The organism is Laspinema sp. D2d, assembly GCF_025370755.1.
Classification (GTDB): domain Bacteria; phylum Cyanobacteriota; class Cyanobacteriia; order Cyanobacteriales; family Laspinemataceae; genus Laspinema.
Genome location: NZ_JAMXFC010000049.1, coordinates 24927 through 38351 on the forward strand (window position 1 = coordinate 24927; position 13425 = coordinate 38351).

Below are 13425 nucleotides of genomic sequence, written 5' to 3' on the forward strand. Positions count from 1 at the left end.
TTTTAATCTTTAAGGCGATCGCCAAAATACTCCGCATATAACCGACATCTGGAAGTGCAATCATTGCCCGTCATTTTGATTAATCCCATACTCTGTAATTTAAACCCCTGTTCCGCAGGCAAGCGGACTGGATCTACCTGACAAACTACCGCTTTCATGGCTTGGGTGAGAGGTGGATATTTTTCTAAATTCCACAAATGCCGACGCAAGTGATCCCCATATAATCCCGTTTCCGTTGGTGATTCTTGCACCAATTGAGTCAGGGTCACATCTTTGCGGGCAATATGATAGAGGGCTAATCGCACTAGATAAGGATGTCCTCCCACTAATTCCATTAATGTTTCCACTTGATTGGTATGCCAGTTGAGATGGTGTCGTTGGGCTAATTCCCCAACTTGGGCGGGAGTAAATTCGGTTAATTCTATGGGTAATCCAACATTAAAGGGGGATTTGTTCACATCTAAGGGGATGTAAACTTCGCTGGAATATACGACAATCAAGCGGAACTGTTTCCAAATATCTCGCCGTTTAGCCTCTTCATGTAGCGATCGCAATAAGCCAAAAAAGTCATCGGCAATCTCCGGAAATTCAAATAGGCGATCGACTTCATCTAATCCTAGGGTTAAGGGTCCGTTTAGTTCGGGGAGTAAATATTGCTCAAAATAAGCCTTGCAACTTTGGTTACTACCGATCGCCTCGGCTAATTGAGAATACTTTGCCAATCGGTCTAAATCTAATCGGTCCAACTCCAAGCTAACGCTGGCATAAAACCACTGTAAGAATGTATTTAAACTGCTAAAGACGCGGCGATCGGCAAGCTGTAAACTCACCGCTACAGTTTGCGCACCTTCTTGTTCTGCATGATGAAGAATCCGGGCCATTAATGAGGTTTTTCCCATTTGTCGGGGGGCTTTAATGCGGATTAATGCCCCCGGTTGAGTGATAGTTTCATAACAACGAGATTCAATCGGAGGGCGATTCATATAAAAGGTAGAAGCAATTTCTACTTGTCCTTCCGGCAATTCCGGCGGGGCGACGGGAAGCGGAATCTCCCAGGCGATCGCCTGTTTTGGAGGAGTCAAGGTTAGCCCAGGTATTGCCCAAGGATAGCCGGAACCCAGAGAAGTCCGCCCTTCCTCCAAAATCGCAATTAAGTCAGAAATTAGTGGGTTTGTATCCCCTTCATCCCGCCATTGCCACACTTGAATTCCTGTTAACAACTGCTGCAATTCAAAGGGTAAATAAGGGGCGGTATTCACAGCGAAATAAATGGGTAAAATGCCAGCTTTGGTGGGTTAATATTCTGCAATTCCCGCGCTTGCCTGACCTGTTCTAAGACTAATTCGCTCATCACCGTCCCGGGAGATAAGAGTAAAAGTAAATAATCAAAGGGTTCCAGGGGGAGAGTATAGTCTTGCAGAGAAGTTTTTCCGTTCAAGGTTGATTGAGGGAAAACTACCTCATGACCGGCAGTGCTCAACGCATGGTAAAATTGAAGGGGGAGAACCGAAGAATTAGAGCGATCGCTAATTAAAATTTTCCAAGCATGGGGAGATTCCGGTAGGGGTAAAGAGTTATCTTCAAAATCTGCAATATCCCGCCATTCTCGCGCTAAAACCCGACAAAGTTCGATAAAATTCGCAAAATCGACGGGTTTACCATTCAGGAAATTACTGACTGTGGATTGGGCGAACCCTAACTCTTCTGCCAAGATTTTTTGACTGGGAAACCCATGACGTAATAACGAGGATTTGAGGTTAGAAATACAGGAAGGACGGACTTTAAGCGATCGGGGCATAATGGCGACAACCAGAAGACACCATCCTGATTTTAAACGCCAGTGTTCCTAAAGTCGATGAGAACTCGATAAAGTCTCAAATAACTCAGAGGGCTACTCGCAAAGGGAATCCCTAGAATGAAAGACAGTACAGCCCAAGAGGACGGTTCCCCTCTGTGAGATCAAAGAACAGGTACATGAGATGATTGTTGTTGAAAAAACCGCAACTCAATTAAAACTCCGACATCGCCCTTATTTCGTCTGGCTAATTGCCAGTAGTTTGATCCTCGGACTGCCGTTTTTGGTGTTGGTAGTTGGTTCTTTGTTAACCTGGATTTTTCATCTGTGGTGGATACCGTTACTGTTCTTGTTAACCATTGCGATTGGAAATTTTACCCTCGTTTGCTGGGGATCTGTGGTAACTTGTACCCTAGATAAACAGTGCGATCGCCTGATTCTCAAGTACCATCGAGGGATTTTTTCTAAACAAATCGAATATTCTCTTGCTGAGATCCGGGATGTTTTAATAGAATCTCGCCGGTGGGACGGAGATATTCCCCTAGACTTTCAGATTGTTTTCTTTTTAAAAAATGATGAATTTCTCCCGTTAGAGGGGGTGAGTTCCACTTGGCAAACTCATCAAGAAACTGCCCATCTTATTCGCGCTTTTTTAGGTTTACCCCAGCCCAATTTATTCAAAGGATAAAAAGTAGGGGTTATGAGGGATTCAACGTCATAACTTTAGTCAGGTCCGGCGGTATGCTAGACAGCGATTCCAACCTCCTGGAGTAGTTGCTTAAAGAAAATTAAATATTTTAGGAGAATTAGCACCTGAATTTTCTGATATAATAAACTCAAAAAAATGGGTCAATTAGAAATCGATGTCTGCAAAAAAAGAAACAACCATACTAATTATAGCCCTAGTAATCGCCCTTGGGTTGATGGGTGCCTCTGTCTGGTGGCTAACGAAAGAGTTAGATGGGGGAATAAGGGTCTTGACGGACTCAGAAAATCCTACCCCGTCCCAGGGAATTGTTAATCCTGAAGGAGAATCTTACCCCGAAACTCTAGCAGAAGTCCAGAACGTTCCTAGAGGATTATTTAGTCATGGCGGGAGTACCACTTGGGTATCCATTCGAGTTGCCGTAGACCCCGCAATTCAAACAGTTTGGCCGCAATTTCAACTCCGCTATACTGACCCCCTCAGAGGTGCACCGAGTTCGGGAACCGGGATTCAAATGTTATTAGATAATCAACTCACTTTTGCAATGTCGGCGAGACCCATTTCCGATGGGGAATATCAAAAAGCCCGGGATAGAGGATTTACTCTGAAAGAAATTCCGGTCGCCATTGATGGAATTGCGATCGTGGTTCATCCCTCATTACCCATTTCTGGAATCACAATCGAGCAATTTGATGGGATTTATGCGGGAGAAATTACCAATTGGAATCAAGTGGGTGGACCGGATTTAAAAATTCAACCCTACGGCAAAATCGACCGAGACCCTGCCGATTCCAACATTATTTTAACCGCCACAACTACTGAAGCATTAAGGGGAGTCGGTTCAAATCCCGGGGGAATTTATTGGGCTTCTGCACCCTTGCTGGTGTCTCAATGTATGGTAAAACCCTTACCTGTGGGACGGACTGCTAATAACTTTGTCGCGCCTTATAAATTGCCCTTTGTTCCCGTGTCGGAATGTCCTCAGCGGCGCAATGAAGTCAATTTAGATGTATTTAGAACGGGGGAATATCCTTGGAGTCGGCGATTGGTGGTTGTGGTGAAAGAAAATGGGCAAATTGACCAACAAGCGGGGGAGACTTATGCCAAATTTTTGTTAACCGAACAGGGACAAGAATTAATTAGGAAAGCGGGATTTGTGAGTTTACGCTAAAACCGAAGTCGATAGAAACTCGAAGAGAACTCAAACAACTCAGTGTGGATCTCAGTTCATCCCCGGATGTAATGAGAAAGACAGCGAATCGAGTTCGGAGGAAATGCCAGTGGTAACCGATTTTTCTGCGATCGCCCTACTAACCATGCCGATACAGAGTGCAACAATGAGTCTATATGCTTTGTTGCCGATGCCTGTAAGTCCCCCTAGCTGGTTAAGGCCCCTATTTTGGGGGGTAACGGGTGTGAGCTTTTGTGCGATTGAGTTAGTAGTCCGAAAATATTTTGGTCATAAATATAAGGCGATCGCCTTAAGTATGGGAATTACAGCCCTGATTATGGTTCTGGGGTTCTCCTGGGTACTGATGGTGGTTCGGTTTAAGTGGCAGGTTCTGTATTGGATGGGATTATCTACGGTTTCGGTGATTTGGTTACGTCCAATGTTTATCCAAGGCAAAAGGGCGATCGCCGTTCCGGATGCAACCGAAGCGAAAACCCTATCCCCTATCTTACCCGGGGAAGTCGGGCGAGTCCTCTATGAAGGCAGTTCCTGGCCCGCACAATGTGATGTTCGGGACTTGGCGATCGCCGCCAACCAAAAAGTGTACGTCTTACGCTGCGAAGGCAACACCCTCATCGTCATTCCTCAACAGCTTTTTCATTCTTAGGCTTTATACATTTCGTTCATCCCTTCAGTTCAACCCATCAGGAGTTTTATCATGTACGAAACCTTATTTTTCATTTTTCTCGCCGTAACCGGAACCTCTTTAGCTGGTAGCGTTAAAATTATCAAACAAGGGGATGAGGCTTTAGTGGAAACCCTGGGTAAATATGATGGCAAAAAACTCAAACCCGGACTCAATTTTATGATTCCGTTTCTGGAACAAGTCGCCTATCAAGAAACCAATCGCGAACAATTTCTGGATATTCAGCCTCAAACCTGTATGACCCGGGATAACGTTTTAATTAGCGTAGATGCCGTGGTTTATTGGCGGATTTTAAACATTGAAAAAGCTTATTATAAGGTCAAGAACCTTCAGTCTGCAATGGTCACTTTGGTTACCACCTTAATTCGCTCAGAAATGAGCAAATTAAAACTAGAACAAACCTTTATGGCCCGTAGTGATGTGAATGAATTACTATTACAGCAACTCGATATCGCTACAGAACCTTGGGGAATCAAAGTTACCCGAGTCGAATTGCGGGATATTATTCCTTCTTTATCCGTGCGAGAAGCGATGGAATTGCAGATGTCATCGGAACGGAAAAAACAAGCAGCAATTCTCACTTCAGAAGGACAACGAGAAGCAGCGATTAATAATGCCAAAGGGGAAGCAGAGGCCCGAATTTTACAAGCAAAAGCAAGGCAGCAAGCGGCACTTTTGCAAGCAGAAGCGCAACAACAGCAACAAGTGCTGAATGCTAAAGGCACTGCCGAAGCCGTTTCCACTCTCGCCAAAACCCTAGAATCTGACCCCTACGCTACGGAAGCGATGCAATTTTTATTAGCTCAAACTTATCTGGATATATCCCTCAAAATGGGTGGGGAGGGAAAAGGAACTATCCCCGACCCCCGTCAAATTCCAGCCACCTTAGACGGGGTGCGATCGCTCGTCTCTCAGCAGAGTAATGGCAAAATTAAGCACTTGTCTTGACAAGTCTAAAAGTTGGGATAGAATCGGGAGAATTAGGGGTAAAACTATCCTTAATTCTCTGATTTGGTTTTCTGTTGTTCCCTCAGTTTCAATTTGGAGTAGATCGAACCATGAGTGACCCAATGGCTAAGGGTGATGATTCAATCTGGGATAAAGGATTAGGCTACTTAATTTTGTTGGGATTAATGGGGGTTGTATTCATTTTTTTCTTATCTACAGATTCTTCTAACGTGAATCGATCCAAATCTGTGGAATCCCGCCATAGCGTAGGGGCGATGAACCGAGGTCAACAGGCTTATTTTTTAGAGCATGATAGGTTTGCAAAGTCTTTAGAAGCCTTAGAAATAGGGATTCGTTCCCCAACCCAAAACTATCGCTGTTCTACCCAAATTTTAGACCATGCTGCCTTTCAATATGGGATATCCCTTCACCCCCAGGTTTTTAAACGCAAACCGGGTAAAATTTGGGGGATTTTTCCTCGTCGAGGCAAGGAATATGCACTCCCTAGCTATTTAGGTATAGTTTGGGTAAAGCCTCATCCAACTGCTGATTCTGATGAAATGAAAAGCGATATCGACCTGTTTTCTATCTTGTGTGAAAGCACCTACCCCTATGTACTGGAAGAAGGTTTCCAGCCTGGTTTTCACAATGGTGATTTTCACTGCCCTCAAGGAATGAAAGTTGTGAATTAAAATTCCTCAAACCCAATTCTTATGAATGATACAATTTATCAGTATCAAGTCGGAGGAAGTCTGCCGCAATTTTCCCCCACTTATGTGATCCGAAAAGCAGACCATGATTTATTTAACAAGCTAAAATCTAGCGAGTTTTGTTATGTCCTTAATTCGCGGCAGATGGGAAAATCTAGCTTGCTGGTGCGAACCGTTCAGCGTCTAACGGCTGATGGAGTTGCCTGTGCCACAATTGATATTTCTGACATTGGTAGTAAACAGATTTCTCTCGAACAATGGTATGGAGGGGTTGCCTATAAACTCACCAGCAATTTTAATTTATTAGATGCTTTGGAGTTTATGACTTGGTGGCAGGACCGGGAGTCTATTTCTCCGGTTCATCGGTTGGGTGAACTCATTGAAACGGTGTTATTGCGTCAAGTTTTTCAGCGGATTGTGATTTTTATTGATGAAATTGATAGTATTTTGAGTGTTAATGAATCTTTGGAAGACTTTTTTGCTTTAATTCGGTCTTGTTATAATAAGCGATCGCAAAATTCAGAGTACGATCGCCTAACTTTTGCCCTCTTGGGAGTTGCCACCCCCTCGGATTTAATTAGCGATCGCACTCGTACCCCCTTTAATATCGGCCATGCTATTGATTTATCCGGCTTTCAACTCCATGAAGTTCATCCGTTACTGGGGGGATTAGCTGATATTTTGGCTAATCCCCAAGAGGTCCTCCAACAGATTCTCTATTGGACCGGGGGACAACCTTTTTTAACTCAAAAATTATGTCAATTGGTTCTTGCCTCGGGAAAAATGAACCCCGAATTTTTACCCCAGTTAGGGAATGAAGCGGAATGGGTTGAACAGTTAATTAAAACCGAAATCATTTACAATTGGGAATCTCGGGACGAACCGGCACATTTGCGAACGGTCCGCGATCGCCTCCTGAGAAACCCCCAGCGGGCCAGCCGTTTATTGGGATGCTATCAAAAACTCTTACAATTCAAAGCAATTCCCCCCGATGATAGCCTCGAACAAACTGAATTACGCTTATCGGGCTTAGTCCGAATCGTAGACGGAAACTTAATCATTAGTAATCCTATCTATGCCGCCATTTTCAACCCCCATTGGGTGGAAAAATCTTTATTTGATTTACGTCCTTATGCTGAAGCATTGGAAGCTTGGTTACAATCCAACTGTCAGGATACTTCTCGCTTACTGAGAGGAAAAGCCTTACAAGATGCTGGTGAATGGGCCAAAGGGAAAAATTTGAGCGATCGCGATTATCAATTTTTAGCTGCCAGTCAAGAAGCAGAATTCAGTGAATTTCGCAAAAATGCGGAACAAACTGAATTCAAAATTCAGCAACTTTATCGAGAAAAACAATTATTAGAAGAACTTACTCAAGAACAAAACCTCCGGGAAATCAGTGATGCCAAACTTCAAGAGTATCGGGACAACTTATCCCAACGAATCATCGGAGTAAGTGGCGCATTGATTGCTATTTTTTCCTTTCTAATTGGCGTGTTTGGGGTCAACAACTCCATTGACAAAGCCCATACTAAACTTAATGGCACGGCCTTACTCTCTCAAGCCCTAATTACCGAAAATAAACCGGAATTTGCCCTGATAGAAAGCCTGGAAGCCGCCCAACAACTCAATGCCTTTATTGGCGTCAACTCCGCAACTCAGTTCCGCGTCGCCCTAGGGTTACATCAGGCTATCTATAATTTCATCGAACCCGATCGCCTTCTCCTTCCTCACCCAGCGATCGCCCTGGAATTTACCCCCAATCATCAGGGATTTGTCACAGCGACTCCTCATACCGTTACCCTCTGGAATCGCGATCACACCCTTGCCTTGAATTTATCCAAGATTTCCGGTCCAATCCACCGGATTGCTATCAGTCCTAATCGCCAACTCATCGCAGTCACTATCCCAAATCATCCCCTGCAATTCTGGACAACAACCGGAGAAAAATTACCCTTAACCCTCCCTCATTCTCATCCGATCACCGATGTGAGTTTTAGTTCCAAAGCAAAGTCAGTCGCCACCGCAGAAGAAAACACCGTAAAAATTTGGCGGGTCAAAGATGGAAAATTGCTGCAAACCTGGAGAGGATATCCGGATCAAGTTTTATCCGTGATGTTTTCACCCAATGGTAAAACCCTCGCCTCTGCTAGTAGCGATCAGCGGATATTTGTGCGAAAAACTAGCGACGGTAAATTAATTCATATTCTCGAAGGACATCGCGATCGCATCGTTGCTATTCGCTTCAGTCCCGATGGTCAATTATTAGCCTCCGCCAGTAATGATAGAACCGTTAGACTCTGGCGAGAAAGTGATGGTAAACTATTAAGTATTCTGCAACATTCCAGCCCCGTCACTAGCCTCAATTTCCATCCCAATTCCCAAACCCTTGCCACCGGAACTGCTGATGGGACCGTTAATCTCTGGAACCGAGATGGCAGCTTTCTCACGCCCTTACGCGGACATCAAAAAGCTATCACTCATGTATCCTGGTCTCCAGAAGGGGGAGAATTAGCCTCCACCAGTGACGATGGAACGGCGATCATTTGGAACCTGGAACTGGAGGATTTAGTGCATCAGGGTTGCCAGTTATGGCGCGATCGCTCAATTTCCCATCCCCTCACCCCAACCCTCCTCAAACGCTGTTCTTAAGGGCAACGCCAACCCCTCGCCCATTTAATGCTAAAATTTGCGATGACCTGCACTCTAGGGAACCCCTGGTCAATCCCATTTAACCCCTAACCCCTGATAGCGACCGCCAATGCCCTGGTTTGTCAAGATAGAACAAGGAATCGTAGATAAACCCATCTTTGATCGCTACGTTCCTGCCCATAAAGCCTACGTCGAAGATTTAATTGCCAAAGGACATCACGCCAAAACCGGCTATTGGCAACGACGCGGAGGCGGAATGCTGCTATTTGAGGCAGAGTCAATGGAAGAAGCCCAGCAAATCGTCGCTGAGGACCCTCTAGTAAAACATGGCTGCGTCAAGTACGACCTTTATCAATGGTGTATCGTCGTGGAATAACTAGCCGAAACCACAACATCAAAAAAATATTCTGCCACCCCCTAGACAAGAGTCGGAGAACAATGATATAGTTGTAAATGACCTGGACCCATGCGGTCATAACGCCCAAATCTTGTCAGGACCGGAAGGTAGCAGCAATACGGGATGCTTATGACAGGCGTGGTATCCGGGTCACTTTTTTTTAGTGCCGCTTTTTGGTGGTCACTCCGCCTCGATTAGCCTTATCCTAGAAGCAGTAACCTCAGCGACTAAGGAGCAATACTGCCTATGCCTGGTTTTGGTGATATGGTACAAAAGGCATTTTATCTGGGAGTGGGAATCGCGTCTTATGCAGGCGAAAAAGCGACCGGAAAATTAGCCGAAGTGCGGGACCAAGCCCAAAAACTTGCCGATGAAATGGTCGAACGGGGCGAAATGAGTACGGAAGAAGCGCGTCGCTTTGTGGAAGACATGATGAGACAGGGCCAGCAGCAAATCAAGCAGCCCCAATCTGAACCGACAACGCCACGAGAACCCCGTCGCATTGAAATCTTAGAAGACGATGAAGAACCCGCCCCGGAAAAACCTCCGGAGGTGAATAACCTGCGAGATCAGGTACAATCGTTACAGGATGAACTACGGCGACTCCAAAACGAATAGAGATTGCTTCCGGAAATCATTAGGCAAAGGGTTATGGAAGATTGGCCGAAAGAATTTTTCACAATGTTAGAGACAGCGGGACAAGAAGTGGATCGCTTTCTGCAAGAAGTTACGGAAGAGGTCGAGGAATTCGTTGATATTCTGGGAAGATTTTCTTCAGATATTATTGAACTGTCTGAAGAATTCGCCGAAGAATTACAAACAACGATTTTCACCGAAATCGACCAATATTTTGAAGAGTTAGTTGATCCATTTTTTGAACTGTATTTAGGACTAGATGAATTCCCCACGGACACCAATGGGTTTGTGTCATCCGTGGAACCCACAGCGGAAAAATATTCAGCCTGTATCGGCTGTAACAACTATCACGGTCAGGTTTACGGGGGAAATTTACTGGTTTGTGGGATGCATCCCTATGGCTGGGAAGCGGGAGGCGACTGTCCCGACTGGGAGTCCTAGTTGGGATGAATAGCAGGAGGCGCGGCGATCGCGCCTTTTGTGTTTTTTCGGAGGCGATCGCCTGAAATCACGGCAGAATTGATTCTGCCGTTACTATACTATTCCTGAGTAACCGGAGTCTTCATCTGTACCCCTTCCTCGCTGACTGAAACAGGGGGACGTAAGGCTAAATAAAATGCCGGTCCTAATAGGGGAATTAAGGCGACTAGCCAAAATATTACGGGACTGTGTAACCCGCGTCGCGCCATGTCATCTCCGAGGATGGTGGGAAAGAGGAGACAAAGCAGGCAAAAATCTAAGGTCATGACGTGAATAAAGCGGCTGGTTTGCCATTGGTAGAAGTAATCCGTCCAATTTCCTTGGGTGATGCCGTATCCGAGTAAGATGAGGGCAGATAAAGCGGCGATCGCCCCGAAAATTCGAGAATCTACTGCTTTTAAAAACCAATTTTTCTCACCCGAAAAAGTGGGGTTAGGCTGGCGTAAAGCGAGATAAGGTAACAAGGCAAATGCGCCAACTCCAAAGGAAAAAGTGATAAACGGCCATGCCGGAACTTTTTGACCTTTTCCATCTAAAAATAGGACGGCGCTATAGATTAACGGCCATACTCCCATGATATTAAATAGGGCAATAATCAGGGGATTGATTCCCTCCCATTTTCCGGTTACGAGATTTTTAATTAAATTAAAAGTGGCGGTGGTATCATCCGGGGGTGCAAATCCAAAGGCATAAATAATGAGTCCAATCCATATCAATCCCAAGCCAAGTTTTCTCATCGGAGTTTTGTCAATTTTGTTAAGGTTCCTATCTATGGTATCAAATCTCCCTCGGGCTGAGTTGGATCCACTACAAATTTTACCCCTGGCGAAAATCGATGAAGGTTTGATAATAGGCATCTGGCATTCCTGTATCGAAACACCTTCCTTTGATTGGATACCCATATATTCCTTCAGTTTGCCGCACTTGTTCTAGGCAAGTGGTAAGCTGAAATTCGCCTTTTTCTCGAAAATTATGGCGGATATTGGCTTCGAGATAATCAAATATTGTGGGAGTCAGGGCATAAATTCCAAAGACCGTTAAGAAGCGATCGCCTGTTAATCCTTCTACTGTTAAATTTTTCCTAGCATAGTCTAAATCCGGCTTTTCATAAACTTGGGTGAGGGATAAAATATCATCGTAATCTTGCCAATTTCCCGTCACACAACCGCAGTGATAAATTTCTTCCCCAGGGGTTACAGTGAGGGCAACGGTACTTTTTCCCACCCGGTTATAAACCTCCATCAATTGGCTGGCACAAGAGAGTTCTATCTCTGATAAATAAACATGATCTCCTAAAAATAGCAGGAACGGTTCATTATTTACCCAGTCTTTGGCGCAAAATACCGCATGACCATACCCCTCCTGAACTTCCTGAATGAGTAGGGTGATTTTCTCCCCTAAGTCTTGTAAATACTGGCTATAAGCTTGATTTTCTGGAGAAAGTTTGTGATAATGATGAGGGGGTAAAGGAGTTTTGAAGAAATTTTCAAATAGGGGACCGTCACCCGGTTGGACGATAATCGCTACCTCTTCAATTCCGGCAGTGATAGCTTCTTCCACAATAGCTAAAATCGTGGGTTTGACTCGACCCTGGCGATCGATAATCGGCAATAATTCTTTTTTGACAGCTTTCGTGGCGGGAAACAAGCGGGTGCCAAATCCGGCGGCGGGAATAATTGCTTTGCGAATCCGATGATTTGATAGGTTCATATTAAAATGCGTCATAAAATGCCATCAATGCTCTCAGTCAAAACTGAACTATAAAGGTTGCAGAAATCTCCCCCTCCTTTATTCTATGACTTCAGAGGAAGCGGAAGAAATCACCAGTTTCAAACATTGCATTTTCGGGAAATCTCGTTTAATTATTTCAATCAAGCGCTGTTGATTCTCCTGATTTTTGACAATAAATTGTGCAGCCCCATCTCCTTGAGAACCGACGCCTTTTCCACCCCAAATTAAGCTTTGCAGCGGAGGATGTTTCAGAAGGGAGTGCAGAACTGGAGCGGTTAATTGGGAGGGACAGGCCCGAATTAAATGGCGGTCAAATTCGGTTTGAGCTTGCTTCATTAAAGCCCCGAGGGACTCAGCATCCCCTTGTTCTAAGGCAGTGGCTGCTTCCTGAGTAATTCGGGCGCTAATTTCTCCTAAATATTTATGAACGCTTTGCTTGATTTCATTAGTAGCAAAGGGATAACATTGATTGAGAATGCTCAAAATTTCATGGGTATTTTTAGAGGCGGCTAAATCAACAACTACAAAAAATAAATCTTGGGAATTTTTGAGTTCTATAATATTAATATGTTGTCCATCAAACATCATCATCACGGGTCGGTTCCCGTAGGCACAACTTTGGTCGAGACGACCACAGCGAGACGGGGTAGTAATTTCACCGGAATAGGCTAATTCCATTTCACCGCGCAGGGTTAATTTTAACTCGTACAAATGATTAAAAGCTCGGGCAACAAGCACGGAGATAGCTGCACTGGATGCTAACCCTTTTTGAATGGGTAAATCGGTTTGATAGTTATCAATTTCTATCCCTTGGACATGATACAGGGTCAGAGCTTGATAGGCAACTCCGGCGGCGTAACTAAAAAAATCCCCCTTTTTTGCTTCGGCAAGCAATAGTTCTCGTTCCATTGGAATTTGTAATAATTCTTTACGAGTGCCATCGGTGAGACAGGAGTGAAGAATTAGATGGGTTGGATGGGGTTTGACTTCAGCATAAATACCTTGATTAGTACCGACACTAAGGGTGTATCCTTTGTGGAGAGCAGGATTGATACTTCGGTATCCCCCGGCCCAATCACTGTGTTCTCCAAATAAACAAAGACGACCTGGAACAAACATTTTCATTGATTTTTTGGATAGGGTGGAAAACCCAAGTTATAAAAATTACCAGCAATGGGATAATTGTAGGATGTTTGGATCAGGTTTGGCAAAATCAATGAACCCTGATGCAATGAACTGGATTTAAGTCAAGTCAGGGAAATGATTTCCAATGGATCAGTCTAATTATATACTCCCTGCATATTGATGGCATGATTGCAATCGAATGAAACCCCACCGATCGCTGATATGCACTCAGAACTTTAGATCGGTTATATTTGGCAATTCCCTCAGAAGGAGTTGGAAAGGATGCTATTAACTTACGGTTCGCTCATTTTTGACCCTACTCCCTGAGATGGGAAACCATAACAGAAGGCTCACTGGAAGTGGAAGGG

General features: G+C 44.5%; 14 protein-coding genes and 1 other RNA gene. 10 read left to right on the forward strand and 5 right to left on the reverse strand.

Annotation, left to right across the window (positions count from 1 at the left end):
• Positions 1–2: 2 nt before the first annotated feature.
• Positions 3–1259 carry an AAA-like domain-containing protein gene (locus tag NG796_RS23715; protein ID WP_317619348.1) on the reverse strand — a complete coding sequence of 419 codons (1257 nt, stop codon included), beginning with the start codon at positions 1257–1259 and terminating at the stop codon, positions 3–5.
• Positions 1256–1798 (reverse strand): helix-turn-helix transcriptional regulator, encoded by a 543-nt coding sequence (locus tag NG796_RS26505; RefSeq protein ID WP_317619349.1) that lies wholly within the window; start codon positions 1796–1798, stop codon positions 1256–1258. Before NG796_RS26505 ends, NG796_RS23715 begins: the two co-directional genes overlap by 4 nt.
• A 181-nt stretch (positions 1799–1979) precedes the next feature.
• Between NG796_RS26505 and NG796_RS23720 the strand changes: the two genes are divergently transcribed.
• From NG796_RS23720 to NG796_RS23765, 10 genes are all read left to right on the forward strand, one after another.
• A complete protein-coding gene (locus NG796_RS23720; RefSeq protein WP_261209654.1) occupies positions 1980–2483 on the forward strand; it encodes a hypothetical protein in 504 nt (167 codons plus the stop codon).
• A 175-nt stretch (positions 2484–2658) separates the two neighbouring features.
• A complete protein-coding gene (locus NG796_RS23725; protein WP_261209656.1) occupies positions 2659–3672 on the forward strand; it encodes a PstS family phosphate ABC transporter substrate-binding protein in 1014 nt (337 codons plus the stop codon).
• Between the two features lie 103 nt (positions 3673–3775).
• Positions 3776–4339 carry an NfeD family protein gene (locus tag NG796_RS23730; RefSeq protein WP_261209658.1) on the forward strand — a complete coding sequence of 188 codons (564 nt, stop codon included), beginning with the start codon at positions 3776–3778 and terminating at the stop codon, positions 4337–4339.
• A gap of 51 nt (positions 4340–4390) precedes the next feature.
• Complete coding sequence (locus NG796_RS23735) at positions 4391–5326, forward strand: SPFH domain-containing protein (protein WP_261209666.1); 936 nt, start codon at positions 4391–4393, stop codon at positions 5324–5326.
• 74 nt (positions 5327–5400) lie between these two features.
• A complete protein-coding gene (locus NG796_RS23740) occupies positions 5401–6018 on the forward strand; it encodes a type IV pilin-like G/H family protein (protein ID WP_261209667.1) in 618 nt (205 codons plus the stop codon).
• Positions 6019–6039: 21 nt separating this feature from the next.
• The gene (locus tag NG796_RS23745; protein WP_261209669.1) at positions 6040–8688 is read left to right on the forward strand and encodes an AAA-like domain-containing protein; all 2649 of its coding nucleotides are present in this window, start codon (positions 6040–6042) and stop codon (positions 8686–8688) included.
• A gap of 109 nt (positions 8689–8797) precedes the next feature.
• A complete protein-coding gene (locus tag NG796_RS23750) occupies positions 8798–9064 on the forward strand; it encodes a YciI family protein (RefSeq protein WP_261209670.1) in 267 nt (88 codons plus the stop codon).
• Positions 9065–9143: 79 nt separating this feature from the next.
• An RNA gene (ffs, locus tag NG796_RS23755) (signal recognition particle sRNA small type) lies at positions 9144–9240 on the forward strand.
• A gap of 91 nt (positions 9241–9331) precedes the next feature.
• Positions 9332–9703, forward strand: a complete 372-nt coding sequence (locus NG796_RS23760; RefSeq protein ID WP_261209672.1) for a phasin family protein — start codon at positions 9332–9334, stop codon at positions 9701–9703.
• A 33-nt stretch (positions 9704–9736) separates the two neighbouring features.
• The gene (locus NG796_RS23765; protein ID WP_261209674.1) at positions 9737–10162 is read left to right on the forward strand and encodes a hypothetical protein; all 426 of its coding nucleotides are present in this window, start codon (positions 9737–9739) and stop codon (positions 10160–10162) included.
• Positions 10163–10260: 98 nt separating this feature from the next.
• Here the strand turns inward: NG796_RS23765 and NG796_RS23770 are convergent, their stop codons facing one another.
• From NG796_RS23770 to NG796_RS23780, 3 genes are all read right to left on the reverse strand, one after another.
• Positions 10261–10938, reverse strand: a complete 678-nt coding sequence (locus NG796_RS23770; RefSeq protein ID WP_261209676.1) for a DUF2834 domain-containing protein — start codon at positions 10936–10938, stop codon at positions 10261–10263.
• A 79-nt stretch (positions 10939–11017) separates the two neighbouring features.
• The gene (locus tag NG796_RS23775; RefSeq protein ID WP_261209678.1) at positions 11018–11911 is read right to left on the reverse strand and encodes a sugar phosphate nucleotidyltransferase; all 894 of its coding nucleotides are present in this window, start codon (positions 11909–11911) and stop codon (positions 11018–11020) included.
• Between the two features lie 78 nt (positions 11912–11989).
• The gene (locus tag NG796_RS23780) at positions 11990–13057 is read right to left on the reverse strand and encodes a mevalonate kinase (RefSeq protein ID WP_261209680.1); all 1068 of its coding nucleotides are present in this window, start codon (positions 13055–13057) and stop codon (positions 11990–11992) included.
• Positions 13058–13425 lie beyond the last annotated feature (368 nt).

Excerpts from the sequence above, each read along its gene's own strand:
- NG796_RS26505 (WP_317619349.1), bottom strand. The coding sequence starts at position 1,798 with ATGCCCCGATCGCTTAAAGTCCGTCCTTCCTGTATTTCTAACCTCAAA.
- NG796_RS23720 (WP_261209654.1), top strand. The coding sequence starts at position 1,980 with ATGATTGTTGTTGAAAAAACCGCAACTCAATTAAAACTCCGACATCGC.
- NG796_RS23725 (WP_261209656.1), top strand. The coding sequence starts at position 2,659 with ATGTCTGCAAAAAAAGAAACAACCATACTAATTATAGCCCTAGTAATC.
- NG796_RS23730 (WP_261209658.1), top strand. The coding sequence starts at position 3,776 with ATGCCAGTGGTAACCGATTTTTCTGCGATCGCCCTACTAACCATGCCG.
- NG796_RS23735 (WP_261209666.1), top strand. The coding sequence starts at position 4,391 with ATGTACGAAACCTTATTTTTCATTTTTCTCGCCGTAACCGGAACCTCT.
- NG796_RS23745 (WP_261209669.1), top strand. The coding sequence starts at position 6,040 with ATGAATGATACAATTTATCAGTATCAAGTCGGAGGAAGTCTGCCGCAA.
- NG796_RS23750 (WP_261209670.1), top strand. The coding sequence starts at position 8,798 with ATGCCCTGGTTTGTCAAGATAGAACAAGGAATCGTAGATAAACCCATC.
- NG796_RS23760 (WP_261209672.1), top strand. The coding sequence starts at position 9,332 with ATGCCTGGTTTTGGTGATATGGTACAAAAGGCATTTTATCTGGGAGTG.
- NG796_RS23765 (WP_261209674.1), top strand. The coding sequence starts at position 9,737 with ATGGAAGATTGGCCGAAAGAATTTTTCACAATGTTAGAGACAGCGGGA.
- NG796_RS23770 (WP_261209676.1), bottom strand. The coding sequence starts at position 10,938 with ATGAGAAAACTTGGCTTGGGATTGATATGGATTGGACTCATTATTTAT.
- NG796_RS23775 (WP_261209678.1), bottom strand. The coding sequence starts at position 11,911 with ATGAACCTATCAAATCATCGGATTCGCAAAGCAATTATTCCCGCCGCC.
- NG796_RS23780 (WP_261209680.1), bottom strand. The coding sequence starts at position 13,057 with ATGAAAATGTTTGTTCCAGGTCGTCTTTGTTTATTTGGAGAACACAGT.